Annotated in this window: 12 protein-coding genes; 4 read left to right on the forward strand and 8 right to left on the reverse strand. The window is 46.7% G+C overall.

Features of this window, described 5'->3' with window-relative positions:
• Nucleotides 1-16 precede the first annotated feature (16 nt).
• From MJ611_RS16005 to MJ611_RS16015, 3 genes are all read right to left on the reverse strand, one after another.
• The gene (locus MJ611_RS16005) at nt 17-2,230 is read right to left on the reverse strand and encodes a T9SS type A sorting domain-containing protein (RefSeq protein WP_250431152.1); all 2,214 of its coding nucleotides are present in this window, start codon (nt 2,228-2,230) and stop codon (nt 17-19) included.
• A gap of 588 nt (nt 2,231-2,818) precedes the next feature.
• Nucleotides 2,819-6,124: a T9SS type A sorting domain-containing protein gene (locus MJ611_RS16010; RefSeq protein WP_250431153.1), complete on the reverse strand. Its 3,306-nt coding sequence runs from the start codon at nt 6,122-6,124 to the stop codon at nt 2,819-2,821.
• A gap of 737 nt (nt 6,125-6,861) precedes the next feature.
• Nucleotides 6,862-7,587: an EcsC family protein gene (locus tag MJ611_RS16015; RefSeq protein WP_250431155.1), complete on the reverse strand. Its 726-nt coding sequence runs from the start codon at nt 7,585-7,587 to the stop codon at nt 6,862-6,864.
• Nucleotides 7,588-7,827: 240 nt separating this feature from the next.
• On the opposite strand from MJ611_RS16015, the gene MJ611_RS16020 reads away from it, so the two are divergent.
• Together MJ611_RS16020 and MJ611_RS16025 are read left to right on the forward strand one after the other, a co-directional pair.
• Nucleotides 7,828-9,351 carry a glycosyltransferase gene (locus tag MJ611_RS16020; protein WP_250431157.1) on the forward strand — a complete coding sequence of 508 codons (1,524 nt, stop codon included), beginning with the start codon at nt 7,828-7,830 and terminating at the stop codon, nt 9,349-9,351.
• 96 nt (nt 9,352-9,447) lie between these two features.
• Nucleotides 9,448-11,166, forward strand: a complete 1,719-nt coding sequence (locus tag MJ611_RS16025; protein WP_250431159.1) for a glycosyltransferase family 39 protein — start codon at nt 9,448-9,450, stop codon at nt 11,164-11,166.
• 9 nt (nt 11,167-11,175) lie between these two features.
• Here MJ611_RS16025 and MJ611_RS16030 read toward each other — a convergent pair whose 3' ends face one another.
• The gene (locus MJ611_RS16030) at nt 11,176-12,240 is read right to left on the reverse strand and encodes an NAD-dependent epimerase/dehydratase family protein (RefSeq protein WP_250431161.1); all 1,065 of its coding nucleotides are present in this window, start codon (nt 12,238-12,240) and stop codon (nt 11,176-11,178) included.
• A gap of 269 nt (nt 12,241-12,509) precedes the next feature.
• Between MJ611_RS16030 and MJ611_RS16035 the strand changes: the two genes are divergently transcribed.
• Both MJ611_RS16035 and MJ611_RS16040 read left to right on the forward strand, forming a co-directional pair.
• Entirely contained in the window at nt 12,510-13,682 is a 1,173-nt protein-coding gene (locus MJ611_RS16035) for a hypothetical protein (protein WP_250431163.1), read from the forward strand.
• A 95-nt stretch (nt 13,683-13,777) separates the two neighbouring features.
• The gene (locus MJ611_RS16040; protein ID WP_250431165.1) at nt 13,778-14,083 is read left to right on the forward strand and encodes a hypothetical protein; all 306 of its coding nucleotides are present in this window, start codon (nt 13,778-13,780) and stop codon (nt 14,081-14,083) included.
• A gap of 5 nt (nt 14,084-14,088) precedes the next feature.
• On the opposite strand, the gene MJ611_RS16045 is transcribed toward MJ611_RS16040, so the two are convergent.
• From MJ611_RS16045 to MJ611_RS16060, 4 genes are all read right to left on the reverse strand, one after another.
• Nucleotides 14,089-15,384, reverse strand: a complete 1,296-nt coding sequence (locus tag MJ611_RS16045; protein WP_250431167.1) for a glycosyltransferase — start codon at nt 15,382-15,384, stop codon at nt 14,089-14,091.
• 246 nt (nt 15,385-15,630) lie between these two features.
• Nucleotides 15,631-16,707 carry a c-type cytochrome gene (locus tag MJ611_RS16050; protein WP_250431168.1) on the reverse strand — a complete coding sequence of 359 codons (1,077 nt, stop codon included), beginning with the start codon at nt 16,705-16,707 and terminating at the stop codon, nt 15,631-15,633.
• A 216-nt stretch (nt 16,708-16,923) separates the two neighbouring features.
• Entirely contained in the window at nt 16,924-18,588 is a 1,665-nt protein-coding gene (locus tag MJ611_RS16055) for a bifunctional metallophosphatase/5'-nucleotidase (protein WP_250431170.1), read from the reverse strand.
• Between the two features lie 205 nt (nt 18,589-18,793).
• Nucleotides 18,794-19,180 (reverse strand): hypothetical protein, encoded by a 387-nt coding sequence (locus MJ611_RS16060; RefSeq protein ID WP_250431172.1) that lies wholly within the window; start codon nt 19,178-19,180, stop codon nt 18,794-18,796.
• Nucleotides 19,181-19,347 lie beyond the last annotated feature (167 nt).

A 19,347-nucleotide genomic window follows, 5' to 3' on the forward strand; every position in this document is an offset into this window, starting at 1 on the left:
TTATATCATTGCCTGCTTACTGCCGGACGAGCTTCAATTGGTAAGTTTTTACTCCATGTTGCGCCTTAAGCAAGTAGAAGCCTCGTGGGTATTTATCAGAAAGCTTTAAAGTCATCGTATTTTTGCCTGTTTTCAGGTTTTGAGCTGATTCAAGTACTATCCGCCCTAAAGGATCTGTGATTGTAATATTGAGGAGTTCTTCTTTTTCTGCGGTTACTTCCAGTGTCAGATCTTTGGTAAAAGGGTTAGGGAAGGCACGGAGGCCGGCAACAGTCTCTTCATCAAAAGCCAGTGCTTTAACTTCTGAGTAAGTAGCTTTTCCATCCAGGTCCACTTGGCGGAGGCGGTAATAGCGTGTGCCTGCCTTGCCCAATTCCGTATCCAGGTAATTGTAGCGTTGTATTTGATTTGAGTTTGGTGTTTTGCTGGCTACAAAGCCAAGCGGGCGGAATGCAGTACCATTCAGCGACACTTCCACGCCAAAGCCGCGGCTGTTGCGTTCGGAGGCTGTTTCCCACTCCAGGAGAGCGGCTTCTGCCTGCCGTGTGGCGGTAAAAGAAGCGAATGTAACCGGAAGCGGAGCAGTTTTCACTAACTGGTAAGCTCCGATAGAAAATTCCTCGAGACCCTCCAGACTGTTACCAAAGTAATCATACTTACCTATATCAATGCCAAACTCTTTTTTCAGATCAAGTCCTTTGCCTATGAGGCCGGAGCTTTCTTTCAGTTCATAACCAGTAAGAGTGTAAAGTTTTGTTGGATCGCCGATGGTAACTCCCTTTCCTGGATCTTTCAGCTCCGGATCAATGGAGTAGCCGGTTGGCTTGCCATTTAGTGTTTCCTGACCTGTGGCTTCGCGCCACTCTTCAAGAGAGGAGTAGGATTTACCTTCCCATAAGATGAAAAAGTCTTTAGTTAAAGACCAATAATTATTTTGTTCAAATCGGACATTTGAATACCTTAATTTGTTTATTAGCCTTACATTTCCTGCTGTAACAAATATATTGTTTCTAATATTTACTTTATTAGTTGAGTCAACACTTAACCAAATAGCATTAGGGGGGCCATTCTTAGAATTTGATGGTGTAATGAAAAAGGTATTATTATATATTTCAGCTTCAGCAATACCTCCACTTGCACCAGAAGACCAAATTAAAATACTGCCATAAGTATTTTTCCTCGCGTCATTTTCACTTATGTTATATCTAACAACTATAGCCTTCATTGGAGGGGCATTAACATACTGTGCTATTACATATCCTGCACCATCATTGTCATGGGAGTAATTATATTGCAAAGTACAATTAATACAGCCTCCATCTAAGTCGAAGCCGCCTCCATCTGTAACACTATTAGTCTTATTATAATAAGATTCATTAAATTGAATTAATAGATTATTACAGTTATACCCCCATATTCCTATTGGACCAGAATCTCTATAGTTATTTAGCCACCCATTGTTATAAGATTCACAGTATTCAATTAGAGCCCCACTAATTCCTCCCAAAGTAATTCCGCTTCCACTATGATTCCACCATTTATCAGGCAACCCTGAATTATTATAGGACTTACAATATCCTACATAAATATTCTTATGTACAATATTCTTTCCCTGCGCATAAGCAACTATCCCTGCATCTCCATTATCGTGAGAAGATGAATTTGTAATTGAGACATCTTTATAACCTCCCGTGATCTGATCCCAACTCGCGATAGCAATCCCCGCCTCTCGATATCCGAAAACCTCTACATTGTCGACACATATAAACTCGAGAAGGGTATCAGGGACATCCATGTAAAATTCAACACCAAAAGATTCATTGACTGTGCTGCCTGCTCCGCTGAAGATTAGTTTTTCGACTTTGATGCCTGCTGCATTGTATGCCTTGAAGCCAGCTATTTTGCCACTGGATATGGTAGCGCGACCTGTACCGTAGGAGCTAAATACAATCGGGTCTTTGGCTGTCCCATTGATGGGAGAAAGCTGCCCTTTTTCGCTAGCGCCAATGAATATTCCGCCTGAAAATATGCTACCGCCCTCAAATAGAATAGAGTCACCTGGGAGAAAATGTGTAGCATTTACTTTCTCGATAGAGCCCCATGCATTTGTAACAGATGTCCCGGAGTTAGAGTCTTTGCCAGTTAAACTGACATAGTATGTTTTAGCCTTTGCAGGTATGCTGGAAAGTATAATTGCCAACATAGAGGCAATAAAGTATAATTGGTTCATGTACGGTTCTTACTTGTCTTTTTTATCAAAGAATTTGCACAATTAGTTTGCCTTAACTGCTAACTTATTAACAGAAACGGATCTTACGCGCCTTTTATGCTTCCTATATGACTAATTCGGCTGTAATTTTTATTATTTATATTATGTTTTATAATAAAAGTACAAACTCGCATTGAGGGTGAAATATTGTAAAATCGTGGTGTAGGTATCGCTAGTCAATAATATTGTTTATTTGTATGTAGCTATTATACGGTGGCAAAGGATAGTGGAAGGGTTTGCAGTACAATTTTTCGTAGCCTAATGTTTTATGGCGATATATGCAGCTGTAATTTTAGTAAACAGCTTCCTAGATTAATCTAAACTATGGATCTGAGTTGAAGGGAAATAGAAGTATAGTACTTGTTCATTTTATGATAAATCTATGATGATAATATAGTAGCTCAACTAAAATATGAGTCTATAAAGTGCAGGAAATGTATAATCCTGAACGGATGTATGAAGCTATTTTCGTTTTTATACTATTTACCCTCAATTAAAAAGCCCACTCCTTAGGGGAGCGGGCTTTTATATGTTTGTTGACAACAATATCTATTTACGAATCAATTTGATTTGATATGTTTTATCTCCTTGCTTCGCTGTGAGCAGGTAGAATCCGGCAGGATGTTGCGGAGATACTTCCAGGCGTATAGCGTTTCGGCCTATTTGTAGCTTGTTTGTCTGCTTTAGTATAGTTTTTCCATACGTGTCTGTTAAAGTAAGTTCTACAAGCTCAGCTTCTGAAGCCTCTAATTCTACCGTAACCACATCCGAGAATGGATTCGGATAAACGGTAAATGCAGGCGAGGATTTCTTATTCATTACAATCGCTTGTACTGGCGAATAGGATGCACTACCATCCAGATCCACCTGCCGGAGACGGTAGTAGCGGGTGCCGGTCTTGTCTGGTTCGAAATCCAGGTAGCTGTAGCGCTGCTTCTGGTTTGAATCAGGTGTTTTGCTGGCTACAAAGCCAAGAGGACGGAATGCAGTACCATCCAGCGACATTTCCACGCCAAAGCCACGGCTGTTGCGCTCAGAGGCTGTTTCCCAGTTGAGCAATACATTATCGCCTTGTATCGAAGCCTTAAATAGAATCAGGCTAACCGGAAGAGGGGCATATTGACTGCTCCCAACAGAGAATGGTGAAAAGGAAGTAATGCCACTGATACTCGATGTGAAACTCCTTGCGGTTGTATCTGCTGGTACAGAACCGATGCTTTCTATCAGTTTATTCCATTCCGAATCTTCGTAGTGCGTGATGTACGCTCCGTCGCGATTGAATTTGCTTAACTCATCAGCCTCATTCCACTGTAAGGTCAGGTTTACATCAGAGCCGCCGGTTGTTTCTTCTTCTATGTGCCAGGTTTTATTGATGACACCTTCCGTTACAAGCGGACCTATGGTACCGTTCTGTAAGTAGCCTTCCACCACGCTTACGCTGAAGTTGTCGGTAATCCCTTTGTTTTCAAGAATAACCGGCGCGTAGCCTTTCGCTGTACCTACCGGAAAGATGCCTTTACGACCTGCACCTAAACCCAGTTGAGTCAATTTGCCGGCTCCGTCCGTGATCACGTAATTAAGATTCGAAGCATTTTTTATGGTTCCCTGGTCCTTTATGATCAGGTTGTTGTTGCCAAGATATAATTTGCTTTTTCCCAAATCCAGTTCTCCTGCTATGGTCACTGGGCCGGCTAATTTTATGGAACTGCTGTTTTCCAGCACCAGTTTCCCAAACGAACCTGCTATAGCATTCTGACTGCTGCTGCTGCTGAAGATCAGGGTAGAATTCTGCTGTGTCTGAAGACTGCTTCCTGAAAGGCTACCGTATACTTCCAGCGATGCGCCATCAGCTACCACAAGCGTACCGGCTGCATTCAGGTTCTTTGTTACAGCTTTTTGGCCTTCTTTTATACTTGGCGTAGGCAGGTCTGCGGATACGGGTACAGTTGCATCTATTTTGGCAGTCGGGGTGCAGGTGCTCCAGTTTTTGCTGTTAAACCAATTGTCTGTGCCTGCCTTTCCGGTCCATTGGGTAGCTGTTGCGGGCACCACCGTAACCGTATGATGGGTGAGTTGTTGCTGTTTATTTGCGTCAAGGTAGGAGTAGGTGAGGGCATGGTTTCCTTCTCCGGCAATTGCCGGGTTAAACCAATTTCCATCGCTTATCCCGGTGCCACTATACGTTCCTCCTGCAGCTTGCCCGAACGATAACGGGATCAAACCTCCTTCGAGGCAGGCCCGGCTGTTGTCGGTAACCTGATGCGCTCCGATGCACAATTCCTTGCGCTGGGTGAGCTTGTTACCATAAAAGTCTCTTTCACCAATTTTCATTCCGAACGTAGCGGCAAGGTCAAGGCCTTTCCCAACAAGAGCGGACGTTTCTTTTAGTTGGTATCCAGTTAGCGAGTAAAGTTTTGCCGGATTGGTGATGGTGATTCCATTTCCCGGGTTTTGTAGTTCCGGATTCAAGGTATAGCCCACCGCCACTCCGTTAAGTTTTTCCTGTCCGCTTGATGTGCGCCAGTTGTCAAGGGTAGAGTGGGTAGTACCCGCCCAGGTTATTTTTAAATTGCTGTCACTAGCCCAGTAGTTGTTGCCTTCGAACCGAATGTTAGAAGTAACTTCTCCAAGAACTGCCTGCAAGCCTCCGCTTACCTGTATGATATTGTTTCGGAAGGTAGCAATGGTTGTGCCTCCCTGTTGTATCCATACTCCTTTTGGGATGCCGCTGGCAGCAGGTGTCATGTAGATGGTGTTGTTGTAAATGTGCGCGTCCTGTATACCACCGTTGGCGCCGGAAGACCAAAGGTGAATGCCTCCGTAGCCGTTTCTGCGACCGTCGTTCTCAGATATGTTATATCTGACAATGATGCCCTTCATCTCTGGAGCGTAGTTGTACTGGGCGATCAGATAACCTGCACCTTCGTTGTCGTGGGAGTAGTTGTACTGCATGATGCAGTTGGTGCTTCCCCCGTCTATATCAAATCCGCCGCCGTCTTTAGTGGTTCCCGTTTTGTTATGGTGCGATTCGTTATACTGGATAATCAGGTTGTTGCAATGCCAGCCCCAGATGCCGACAGGGCCACCGTCTCTCCAGGCATTCAGCCATCCGTTGTTGTAGGCTTCGCAATATTCGATGGTGCCACCATTCACACCGCCAAGTACAATCCCGTTGCCGCTGTGCAGATCGGTTTTTGTGGGTATACCTGCGTTGTTGTATACTTTATTATAGCCAACATACACATTGCTGTGGCCCAATCTTGCTTCTGCATAACTTTCAATGCCTGCTTTGCCGTTATCGTGCACGGCACAACGCGTAATAGAAACATTATCAAAGCCGCTCGATTGTTTCCAGCTACCTATGGATATGCCAGCCTGTTGATAGCCGTATACTTCTACATTTTCAATAGCTATGTATTCAAGGCGGCTGTAGGGTAAATCCATGTAAAACTCTACACCAGGAGTAGTATTTGTGGTTCTGCCGGCACCCTGAAATACAAGATTCTTCAGCTTAAATCCTGCCGAGTTGTAAACCATTATTCCTTTGCTGGTGCCACTGCTGATCACGGCACGGTCGGTGCCGTAGGAGCTGATCACAATGGGTTTGGAGGCGGTGCCTTTTACATTGGAGCCGAAGTATAAACTACCCGGAAACATCACGCCACCCTCAAAAAGAATGGTATCGCCGGGTAAAAACTGCATGGCATTTACTTTGGCGATGCTTGCCCAGGCTGTGGCTGTTGACGTGCCGCTGTTGCTGTCATTGCCGGTGGCACTGACGTAGTAAGTGGAAGCTTTTGCAGAAAAAGAAAAAAGAACGAATACTAAAGCGAACACTAGAGAAAGAGACCGCATAAAATGTAAAAGTAAAAATGCTTTATAGTTTGTAACCCAATGGTAGTGTGCAGAGCTCAGCTAATTTGCAATCTGTTACCGAAGCAGGTTGTGCATGAGCCATAGAAAGTGTAAATACGATAATTACTCCTGATTTAAGACAATACAAACCATCCTCAACACTTAAAAATATGCCAAAGTGGTGTATGCTGAACTGAGCTTATAATAGAATAAGAAAAAGCTTTTAAACTTTAAGTAGTTGTTCGGAGTGAGAAGAACTCGGAGTTTCTATAAATTGCATTTTAAGTAAAAGTTTTACCATTGTTGTAAAGGATTATCGTTTATTGATACTACAATTATTGAAATTATTTTTGAGATTAAAAATCAATTCTTTTTATATATGGCCCTTCTATTAAAGAATCGTTAAATAGTTTAATGTAAAAACAGAATAGTAGCAATACAGCCTGTATTATAGGTTGTAAACTGTTAATAGTTACTTAAAGCAGCATGTACAAATCCCGCTATTATACAGATGAGAGATCAGTTTGCTTCTGTATTTCCAATTCCTAATAATTAGGTAAGTACAAATAAAAAGTATGTAGAGTTCCTTTACGGGAAATAAAAAAATAAGATTTTATAAAGATTGAAGTGTAAACACTTAATACATGTGTTTTGATAGCCTGCCTTGAAAGGGGGCGTCTGGTTGATAGGGAAGGAAAACGTGGCAGGCAGAGAAAGTACCAAAAGGGATGTTATACTTAAAGCCGGGCCTCCTGCCAGCGCATGCGATAAGCATTCCTGGCTGTAAGGCCAAGTTTTTTGACCAGTCTGTAGTTTACGAGGGCACCAACCGGAGCCCCGATAATAGGTATGAGCTGTGCTAGTTTGGCCAAGTCGATGTAGTCGCGGTATTCCTGCTGAAAAGTACGCCAGTCGAATTGGTGGATGTCTTCTGGCAGTAGGTGTTTTTGGCTTTCCCAATCTACCATTTGCAGATATACTTTCCGGCGGTGTTCTTTGCTGCTGAAGGCTAACTGGAAAATGTGAAGCAGGTATATCCTTTCCCGGTAATCGTCCAGGGAGTAGCCATAGCGGGCTGCAATTTCGTAGAGCAGTTTCAGTTTCAGGCCAAGCAGCAGGGGGAAATCAGCAAGACCCAGCAAAATGCCCCCTGCGCCAGTAATGCCCCCTTCGGCTGCTGCGGCTTTCTGGTAAAAAGAGATGCGCTCCTCTACCAGCCGCTCCCGTACCTGCAAGGGTAAATCTTCCAATGGCTTCCTGGAAATAGCCTCTGCTCCGAACAAGGCAGCTCTTACCATCTGCTTGATGGCGGCAGTTATGGCCTGGTGTACTTTCTCCGGAATAAAGCTGTTAAGCTTGTACTGAGCTTTCCGAGCCAACCTGTCTGCCAGCGAGGGAGGTTGCAGCATGCGCTCCTGCCAGTTTCTTAATTCGTGGAGAGCAAACTCTTCGTAGGAGATCATAGAAGTCAGCGGAATTTTTAAGTACTCGTTTTACGTACTATCACACCTGGGTGCCTTGTAAATCAAAGATAAACATTCTCTTCAGTTTAAAACTATAAAGTATAAGTACAGCAAACTCCAGCCTGTACTAACTGCAGCATTTTATACTTTACTATGTAACATATTAGGATAAAGCGCAGTTACAATTGTATTTGATGAGCATGCATTAGTGCAAATTTATTTGTTAAAAACGGGAGCAATATGGCAGATTCAGTTAGCGTACTGGGGTTGCGGGAACGGTTACGGGATGAATATTGGCAGAAGCATGATCCCATACTTGCCGACAGGCTCATGTGGAGAGCACAGTCGTTCCGCCACCTGGTGCACTTACTGCCCGGGCAAAGTATACTTGAACTTGGCTGCGGACAGGGTTTCTTTACGGAGCAGTTGGTTGAAGTATCCCGGGGGGAGAACCCGATAACAGCAGTTACATTTTCGGCTGATCTACCGGTTGCTCTAGAAACAGTGGAGTATATGCAATCAGCTGCGCTTCCCGGAAATCTTGAGGGACGCCAGTTCGACTATGTGGTTGCCATGGACGTACTGGACAAGGAAAATTGTTCCTGGCTTTTGCAGCAGGTGTACGGGTTGCTAAAGCCCGGAGGGCAGATCATTTTTTACGAGAGCAATCCCTGGAATGTCTTTCTGCAGGGGAAACGGGCTTTGCTCAGGCTTTTCGGCAAAGCGGATCAGCGCCGGCTGCTTAACAGAACCGAGCTCTTCGAGATGATCTCTGAGATCGGGTTTATCCGGATCTTTGCCGCTTTCAACGATTTCGTGTTTGCCCCCTTAACACCAAGAGGCGTATGGCTACTCAGGAACCTGTCTATCATGCTTGAGAACCTTGCCTTTGTACGTACGCTCGCAGGATCCATACTTTTGCATGCACAGAAACCTCCCAAAAACCTGCCTCTGCCTGAAGTTTCGCTGTGCGACCATGCGGAGTTAAAACAGGCTGTATCAGTAGTAGTGCCCTGCCACAACGAAGAAATGAATCTGGAGCCGCTTGTAAGGCAGATAGTAAGCTTTTATGGCGATTACTTGTTTGAGATCATACTTGTAGATGACAACAGCCGGGACAATACAAGAGGTGTAATCGAGCAGTTAACCTTTCAATACCCGATCATAAAGCCCGTGTTCAGAACGCCACCTAATGGCGTAGGCAGAGCGTTGATGGATGGCTATAAAGTAGCTAGGGGCAAGTATGTGTTGTCGATGGACTGCGATTTCCAGCACCTGTTGCCCGAGCTGCGCGATATATTTGATGAAGCCGCTACCGGGTGTGATGTCGTGATCGGCAGTCGTTTTTCTCGCCACAGTGTTTTGCTGAATTATCCTTTTCAAAAAATTGTAGCCAACAGAGGTTTTCACTCGCTGGCCCGTGTATTGCTTGGACGGCGTTTCCGCGACCTGACCAATAACCTGAAGCTTATGCGCAGGGAAGTAGTCGAAAAACTGGAGCTGACACAACCGGGTTTTGCCATTAATGCCGAAACAGGTCTGCTGCCCGTTATGATGGGCTACGACGTTCGGGAAGTGCCGATTTCCTGGATCAACCGTACGCCTGATATGGGCGTTTCTTCTTTTAAACTGGTGAAAGTAGGAGGGGGGTATTGGCAGGTGCTTCTGCGGTTATGGCTCAAGTCGCTTTTCAGGAAAAAGGCATATTACCCGGCTACAGAGTTCCGGCGCTTCCGCAAGCTTGAATCTTTTGGACCAGTATAATAAAGTGTAATTGCTGTTTTCGGGGCACTTCTTTACCAGGTATTATTCAGTTTTTAGCAAAGTTGACCGGCATGTTTCACCTCTAAAGCCATACGCATGGAGCTCGATACTTATAGTCTGAAAAACAGCAGCAAAGAAGAGGTAAATACAGAAAGCCTGCAAGCAGCGCCTGTGCCTGAAAAGTACAGCAGGTGGGAACTGCTCTTGCCTGTGCTTGCCATCCTGTCGCTGCTCATTGCCTGTATCATTATCTCTCCTAAAAAGTATTTCTGGAACGACGAGCTCTATTCTTACTATTTTACCTCGGATCCTTCTTTTTCAGGTATGTTGGCTGCTTTCCATGACAAGATCAACAACACGCCGGTCTTATACTTCGCGCTAGGATGGGTCTGGGATAAGGCATTCGGCTCTTCAGAACTATCGCTCCGCTTGTTCTCTTCGCTGAGCATGGGGCTTGCCTTGCTCGTGACCTGGATAACGGTGCGGCGGCAGTATTCTTTTTGGGCAACATCGATCGGTATACTGGGAGTTTTCTGTACTTCCCAGATCATACTTTTACAGAATGCCGAGGCCCGTATGTATGGTTTGTTCCTTGCCTTATGTGCGCTGGGCCTATACTTTTACGATCATTTCAACAGGAATCAGAAGCCATCAAACCGGATGTTGTTCCTCAACCTGCTGGTGCATGCGGGCATTGTACATACGCACCTTTTCGGCGGGTTCTACAGTGGGGCCATACTTCTGGCCTTGTTCTTATCCGACAGGTATTATTCACGGTTCAGACCAAAGGTGTACCTTTCTGTTATACTTAGCTGGCTTACCATACTCTTTTACCTTCCTTCTTTTTTCATTCAGGCCGACGCAGGCAAACCCCGCACCTGGATACCGGTGCCGTCTGTAACAGATTTACTCGACCTGCTAAACATCCTGGCACCCTCTTTTTTTCAGTTAGGTTTTGTTGTACTGCTGCTGGCAGTGGCAGGCCTGCACATGTACAGGAAGGAAGCTATGACGGATAGAAGTACAACAGCAGGAGCGGAGAAAAATCTCAACACTGAAGTTCCGCTGCTGATCTTAGCCGCCCTGTTTATACTTATGCCTGTGTTTATCTGGGGTTTTTCCCGCACCATAAAACCTATTTTTTACGACCGCTACATGATACCAAGCGCTTTGGGTTGGGTTATTTTCCTGGCCTATTTTGCTTCCAGAACAACGGATTCTCAAAAGATTTTGGAGTTTTCCAGTGCTACCAAAAGCTGGGCTAAAAAAGGAAGCGCAGTTATGATGCTGATCGTAGCGGGTGCATTGATCTACTATCCGGTGCATGAGGCCAGGAAGTTACCCAAACAAACGCCACCGGATGCATTCGCGACAGACGGGTATGATGACCTGCCCTTGGTGGTGTCGTTCTCTCATATCTTTCTGCAGACCCAGCACTATTCACCGCAGCGCAAAAAGTTTTTCTTTATACTGGACTGGGAAGCAGCTGTAGATGAAAACAGCGGTTTGTTCAGTCCTCAGGAGTACAAACACCTGGACGCGATCAGGCGCAATTACCCCGAGCGTTTCGGCAACAACATCCTTACGTCTGATGAATTTCTCAGCCGCTTTGACAGGTTCCTTGTGGCCGATTACCCTGATTATACACGCAAGTGCCCTGCCGAGCCAAGGGGAATGGCTACTGCCCGTGCCTGGATTGATGTGCATTGCCCGCAATGGGTAGAAATGCGATTGCTGAATAACGCCAGGTATAAAGTTACCTACCTGAACAACTCCTATTGGTATACCATGTTATTGGTCGAAAAACAGAAATAGCAGGACGTGCTATACTTCTTTTACAGCTAACCGGTTGGTCCATGCCTGGTATATCTCCTGAAAAGTATCACTCAGGTTTTTGGTAAGATTCCAGTCCGAGTAATGGGATTTGATTTTGGTAAGATCGCTGTAGTAGCAGATGTGATCGCCGATGCGGTTTTGGTCTACATAGCTGTACTTCATCGGTACCCCGGATATACTTTCGATCAGCTTAAATGCTTCCAGAACAGAGATCGCGTTCTCTTTTCCGCCCCCGATGTTGTATACTTCCCCTGCCCGGGGAGCTTCTGCAAAGGCATAGCAAAAGTTGGCCACATCGTAAGCATGGATGTTATCGCGTACCTGTTTTCCTTTGTAGCCATAAACGGTGTATTCCTTCTCCTCCAGATTGCACTTGATCAGGTAACTTAAAAAGCCATGCAGTTCCACTCCCGCGTGGTTGGGGCCCGTAAGGCAACCGCCCCGCAGGCAACAGGTAGGCATGTCGAAATAGCGGCCATATTCCTGAACCATCACATCGGCGGCAACTTTCGAAGCACCGAAGAGCGAGTGTTTGCTCTGGTCGATCGGGAAGTCTTCTGCTATGCCTTTGGTATAAACCGGATCATCATACTCCCACCTCAGTTCTTCCTCTCGTAACAGGATGGAGTTGGGCCGGTCGCCGTATACTTTGTTTGTGGACAGAAAGACAAAGGGCACCTGTTTGCTGTAGCGCCGCACACCCTCCAGCAGGTTAAGAGTACCGACCGCGTTGGTGTCAAAATCTTCGAAAGGGATAGAACTGGCTTTATCGTGGCTGGGTTGGGCTGCGGTGTGTACAACCGCATTCGGCTCTATTGCTTCGATGAGGTTTAGTACCTCGTTCCTGTCCCGGATGTCGAGTTCGTGGTGGGTAAAAGAAGCGAGTTGCTCTTCCAGGCGTTTCTGGTTGCGGCGGTTGTCGCCGGAAGGACCAAAAAAGTAGGCGCGCATGTTGTTGTCTATGCCGTGCACGTCCCAGCCTTTGCTGCTAAAGAAGTTACATACTTCAGAACCTATCAACCCCGATGAACCCGTTACCAATATTCTTTTCATGTATACCTCCTTTTATAGTTGCCATTACCAGAAAGTTTTAAGAGAGAAGCAGTGTGTAGACTGGTGTTTATGAATAAGTTGCGTTGGTTTTGTACCTGTATTAGCAGGTTATTGTTGCGGAAGGAAGTAAACAGTACTAAATGAAGGTTGAATAGTATCTGAATACAGGTTTAGCAACGAACCGAAACAGGCGCAATGATGTTGAATACAAACCCCTCCAACTGAACAGACGGAGTACCAAACCTACACTTTATAAGGTAGCTCTAGCTATGAGAATTAAATTTCTAAAAGAAAGCAGCACACGTTCCGGCTACCGGAAAGCTGTTTCTTTTTTACTCCATAAGTATACCTTCGGGGCTGTCGCAGTCCTGCTCACAGTCGGCCTCTGGGCAGCAGGTCCGCCCTTGGCAGGTACTGAGCCCATCGTGCTCCGATCCGAGCCCATGTCTTTCACCCCAAAGGAGTTTTACATAGTTGATGTACTCGATGAGCGTGCAGATAAAAAGGCTGTAGCTTACCTGTTGCCTGCTATTGCCAGCACGGCACAGGCTGCTAAAGCGCTGCCAGTAGATCTGCAGGGAGGAGGGCATACTGCTATCCGGCAGTTTATCAGGCAGAGCCTGCGCCGCGATACCAAACTGCGCCCCGTAGTGGTGCGCCTGAAAGAATACAAGGCAACCGAAAAACCCGGCGCGAACGGACGCGTGGATGGCCAGGTAATGGTGAACATGGCATTTGAGCTGCAGCGAAAAGGCGAGAATGTTCCGCTGGTGGAGTACAGTGGCGGAGCCCGCTACACCCGTTCGGCTGCGCAACAAATGGCGATAGAACCGCTGTTACGGCAATCATTGGTAGAGGCCGTGCGCTACCTGAACACCTGGATGGACAAAGAGGCGGACCGGAACGAAAAGCTGGCAAAAGGGATAAAAGTCCATTTTAAAGAGCACACACGCAATGCAGATGATGATACGGTTTTTTATTCTGTAGACCGGCCGCTTGCCTGGAGCGATTTTCAGGGGAGTTCTGCAAAGCCCAGCAAGTATGCGGCGACTGTTTTCACCAGTTTTGGCTACGAAGGTAACAGCGAAGTGAAGAACGGGATCATCCATGTTGACTTAGCGCTAAAAGTATATGTGCTGCGTGGCTCTTCCTGGGTAAAAGCGGGAGCCAGTGATGCGTACAGCCTCAACCACGAGCAGCGCCACTTCGACATTACCAAACTGGTAGCCGAGCGTTTCAAGCAAAAGATCCACCCGGACAGTCTGACTCTGGAAGACTACAACAGCATCATACAGTACCATTTTATTGAATCGTTTCGAGAAATGAACCGCCTGCAGGACCAATACGACGGGGAAACACAGCACGGGCTCAATCGTATTGCGCAGGAGAGCTGGAACAACCGCATTGACGCGGAGCTACGTGCCTTTGAAGTGAAGAAATAAGGCTGCCCTGGTAGGTTATACTTGTTGCCGTTATCGCCGTACAAGTCAAAACATACCCTATTTGTAAGGACATCCACTAAACCAGCACAACGAGTATGGAAAGTTTAAAACTCTCACACCTAAACCCTTCTTTCAGAGTGGAGGGAAGCGAAAAGAGAAGAAGTCTGGAAATCGATCATGTGCTGGTTACAAACCCGCCTCAGCCATCCGGTAAACTGAAACTGATGGTACTGGATGAAAAAGATGTAACCATTTACAGCCAGCCGCTCGAGCAAAACAGCAACCAGGCAGATGCCGTTGTGCGGATCGATAAAAAGTTTGTTTTTTACGATCACCTGACGGTACGCGTAACATCCGAGCCTGCAGAAAGCGCCTTTGAGATAACAGTTACCTTTAACTAGCTGCTTTAGTATCTGATACGCTGCTGGCTATTTGCCTGAGTGCGATGCAGTAGTTTTTCGACCTCATCAGCAGCATCTTTCAATCCGTTTTCTCGTTGTATTGCGTTCCCTACCTGGGCAGCTTTATCCTTATAGTTAGAAACAGTAAGCAGCTTTTCGATGGCTTTCCGGAGTCTGTACCTGTTCACCCGTTTCATGGGGATTCCTGTTGCAATGCCTAGTCTTTTTGTCCGTTCCAGGTTATCGTGCTGGTCGTTGCATTCGGGCAGAATAAGCATTGGCGTGCCGCTGCGCATGGCTTGACCGGTTGTTCCGATACCACCCTGGTGCACCACACACGATGCATAAGGAAACAGCCCGGAATAAGGGGCGTAATCGTCGAAAAAGATCTTATCATTACTCAACCTTTTATACTTTCTGAAGTTGGATGCTCCAGTAAGTATAACGGAGCGGGAGTTTAGCTTTTGGGCCACTTCGTAGAACAGGTCGAAGAGGCTACTGTGCTTCATCACGCTGTTTGAGCCCAAGGTAAATACCACGGGTGGCTCGCCACTTTCCAGAAAATGCTTAAGACCCGGAGACAGCTCCTGATGCGTCAGGTTATGATCGAAGAAAACGAAACCCGTTAGCCTGGAATTAGGCGGAAAATCCTGTTGAACACTTCCCAGCAGCGGAGAGTACAGCCCGATATTAAGGTACTCGGAGGTTGCGCCATCCGTCAGCGGGTTTGACTGGTCATCTATACTTTCCTGCCTTCTCAGTTCCTGCACCTGCTTTGTCCATTCATTCGACACCCGGAAGATCTCCCGGAAAAGGAAGCGGTTAAAGTCAGGCCCCACGCGGTAAGCATACTTTATAAATTCCATCGTAGGTATCACCGGCGGGTCGTAGATGGACCAGAATGTCATCGGCGAAAGCATAACGGCTGCCCAGGGCTTGTTTAATTTCTTGGCACAAAGCGGAGCAAAGTAGGAGAGAATGCCGCTGATGATCAGGTCTGCGTCCTGTGCCACTTCCAAGAACGTCCGGTAGCTTTTTTCTACATCCGGAAAAATGATCTCCCGGTGGAAGCGTTCAGGTCCCCGCTTCGGATCAAGTACCGTATGAATGATCTCTTTGTTGTTGGGGTCGAGGTTCGGAAGCACCTCATGAAATCGAATGCTGTGCTTTTCGATGTGCGGCCGAAAATACCTGGACGTAGACAGGCTAACCTCGTGTCCGCGGTCCCTGAGTTCGAGCGCGAGCCCAAGCATCGGGTTTACATCGCCCAGACTTCCTAATGTTGTTAAGGCTATTTTCATCCCCATCTCAGCTTCATCTTTTCAGGCATTCAAGGCTTCTTCAAAAGGTTATAAATGCTGTTTAGTTTGGTAGTGGTGCTATGTGCAATTGTACTAAGAACGGCAACTGCAAAGCGGCTGTTTCTAAAGGGGGGGTAGGTTCTTTGAAACAGGAAAGTATACTTGCTCCATGGGATAGCTCCAGACAAACGAAAGGCCCCGGAAACGGAGCCTTTCGCAGCTTTACATTAACTCATCTTTCAGATATTATTTTACCTCTTTTTCTTTGGCTGCTATGATCGGTTTGAAGGGGCCATACTTGTGCTGCTCTTCGGTAAACTGATCTGTGAACGGACCGAAGGGATGATCAAAGGGCTTTTTAGAAATATCCGGCCAGTCGTTTCGGATATCCTTTTTTGGTCTCGGCATGGAGTTAACAAAAGCTGCTAGGTCCCAAGCCTCTTCATCGGTTAGTTGCGGACGGTCGTAGGATGCACCAAGCGGCATGTTGGCTTTTACATACTTAGCAAAATTAGAGATGCGGTACAAGCCAGCTCCATCGTTGTAGCTGTTTTTTCCCCACAACGGCGGGAACTGATAGGCTGCGCTTCCTGCTGGTTTTATACCTTCGCCGTTTTTGCCATGGCAGGTCTGGCATTTCTGCGCATAGATGGCTTTACCGTTCTCCGGGCTGGCTGCCCTGTCCAGCATGGCGATGTCCATAAGCCCTGTGCCTTTTACTTTTTCATCTTTCTGCACGTCCTTGCCTACCCATTTTATGTAAGCTACCATGGCCTGCATTTCTTTGGAGTCTGCTTTAAGGGGCTTTCCGTTCAGGCTGCGCTCAAAACAATCGTTCACGCGCTTTTCAACATCCTCTTTCGTACCGGACCGTGCCCGGAATTTTGGGTAAGTGGATGCCACAAGTGCGTAGTTGTTGCCATAAGGCTTTGTGCCGGCATCGAGGTGGCAGTTCTGGCAGTTCATGCCGTTGGATATATGCAGCACACTTCCCTGTGGCCCCAGGTAGTCGGCGGTATGTGCCACCAGTTCACGGCCGTAGCGTATCTGATCGCCTTCGGGAGTTGCCGGAATGGTAGCCAGGTCAGGAGAGCGCCACATCTCATCAGCAGCAGGAGTTTTTTCTACAGTTGAAGCCGGTGCCGGAGCTGCCGTTTCTGCAGGTTCGCTGAGGGTAAGTTGTGGAAGTGAGAGATCGGATGGGAGCACGAGCAGAAGTACGACCACTCCCAGCAGCAGAATAACGGCTGCCGTACTCAGGCCTATCACGTTGGTGACTTTCACCAAGAAGCCTATAAATTCATGATCCTGGTTTAGTTTCATACTGGTGTTTATAAGGGTAGAGAGATATACAAGCTAACTTATAATCTTATCTTAGTATGTGATATTTGTCACAATGCCAGCAGAAAGGTGCTATTATTTAAACGAAGAGCAGTGATAAAGATCCTGCCTGTAGCGCTATTATCTCCAAAAAGCGACAGCAGAAGGTAGTAAAAGCAAGTGCAGGAAGCTCAAGCTCCATGCACTTGCTTTTTGTGATTATCTGAAAACATAGTCAACATTAGGCAGCTGCGACAACACGGGCGCAGGCAGGTCCAGGGCTCTGGCTCTTCCGTCTGTTTTAGGTGCTACCGTGCCGTGCACTTTCAGGTACTCTTCAATCACGTCATGGATGGTATAGTCGAGCACTTTCGGGTCTGTGGCTCCCGGCATGCGGCACAGCATGTCGTCTGGCTCGCCTCTGCGCAGGCAGGCACCCATGGTGTATACTTTGTTCGGGTCCAGGGGTTTGCCGCCTACTGTGATGGATTGCACGCGCTGGCCTTTTGGGGCATTGGCATTGAAGGTCATTTCCATACCGGAGAAGCGGATCACCCAACCACCGAAGCGCTCCAGTGGCTTTTCGGCAAACACGTTGTGCAGTTCCTTTTCCATCCAGTCCTGGATCTGCTTGCCGGTGGCCTTGCCTGTTTTAACGTTCTCGTTTACAGGCAGCATGTTCCACAGATCGCTGTAAGTGATGGCAGCTTTACCTGAAGCATCCGGCACAATCGGGGAACCAAAACGGAAGCCGTTTGAGATGGCAATATCGACGCCTGTTTTCCAGCGCACGGCATCGGTGATCATGTTATCCATCGGGTTTTCTACTACCAGGTAGCGGTAGAGTGGGGTAGAAGTATAGCCCAGTACTCGCGCCATCTTTTCTGTATACGGTGCCATCTGCTCGTCTACTATTTTCTGAACCACAGGGTCAGCAGGGTATTTAGCCGGGTCTACATCAATTAGTTCGTAGCGCTGGTCAACGATTTTACCATCTTTCACGTCCAGGTCCAGTCGGCCCACAAAGGAAGCAAAGGCTCCCGGCTCCACCACTTGTGCATACTTGCCCTGCAGCGGCTTGCGGATGCGCTCGTGCGTGTCGTTGCCAAGTATAAAATCAACTCCTTTGATCTCTTCCTGGTCGGCCAGGTACAGTTGCTTCGAAATGCCCAGGTGCGTTACCAGAAACAGGATGTCTACTTTTTGTTCTTCTTTTAGCTCTTTAATGAGTGGCTGGATATTATCCTCCAGTTGCTTAAAGATCAACCCCTTGCTGAAAGCCGGGTTTTGGCGAACAGGCACTTCCGGGTCGTTGTAGGAAATAAAGCCCAGTTTCACGCCCTTCACTTCTTTTACCATGTAGGGTTTGTAAAGCATCTCCGAGGTAGCCTCATCGTAAATATTGGCGCAAACTACCGGTTTTCCATACGAGGCCAGCACGTTGCGCATTTTCTGGCTTCCGAAGATCACTTCCCAGTTACCGGGTATCAGGAAATCGTAGTCCATGGCTTTGATGACCGGGCCGAAAACTGCTCCTTCGGAGAGTGCTGCCACCGCACTGCCCTGGATCAGGTCGCCGCCGTCTACGATGACGGTGCCCCCCGGATTTTCTGCTTTTACCTGTTTGAAGATGGTCTGGATGTTGGCTATGCCGCCGCGCTCTTTGAAGACGAACTCGCCGTTTTCGATGAACATTTCTTTGTGGGGTAACAGCTGCCCGTGGATGTCGGCCGTTTGCAGAATGGTAATGGTTTCGACTTTATCTTCGGCTGTAGCCTGGTTTTCGGCTTGTTCCTGCACGTTGGAGGATTGGCAGGAAGTGACGAACGCAAGCCCGAGTATTGAGATGGCTGATAAGAAAGTATGTTTGCTTTTGAGTTTCATGGTGCAAATATTATGATAAGTAAAGGGTGCTGAATTGCTGGTATTTCTACTGTGCAGCTGTCTGCAAGTATGCTTTAAACCTACAGGCACAGTCAAGAATGATTAACCGGATTTAATTTCCGCAACATACCACATGCATCAATTCCATATTTTGACAGAAACTGTACAGAGGAGTGGCAGATTAAATCAAAACGTAAAGTATAAATCAGCTGATTTTTGGCGGTTCAGGTTCAGTAAAGGAAGTAAGGGAAGTATACGCTAATTGAATATAGAGCGGTTCCTGATACCGGAACAGGGGAGTTGTAATAGCCACTGCATAGGACGCTGCAGTACAGTATAGTTTTACAGAGCAGAGCTTGATTTCGGTTTCAGCTGCCGGTGCTTTTGCATCCTCAGCCACCGAAAGCAAGAGGCTTTCTACATTATATTTACCGGCAGCCGTAGCAACAGCTTCCGTTCGTGCCTCTTCCCGAAGGCAAACTTTTTTAAAAGCAACACCGGCACTTTCTCCTGGCAAAAAGCTGATAATTGCCAGCGACGAAAGATGTATAAACAACATCAGTAGGGCCAATATGTTACGTGTTTGCTTCAAAAAGAGTACCGCTTTAGAAAGTGCATGTAAGTATTATTGTCATATTCAAATATGAACAGATTACCCCAGTATTTCAGTGATATTAGTCACATAGAGCAAAATGTGCGGCACAAACTTGCAGTTGCTTACACTACCAGAATGTAAAAAGATTTCCTCAACTATAATTG

It is taken from the genome of Pontibacter ruber, from assembly GCF_023630205.1.
GTDB lineage: Bacteria > Bacteroidota > Bacteroidia > Cytophagales > Hymenobacteraceae > Pontibacter > Pontibacter ruber.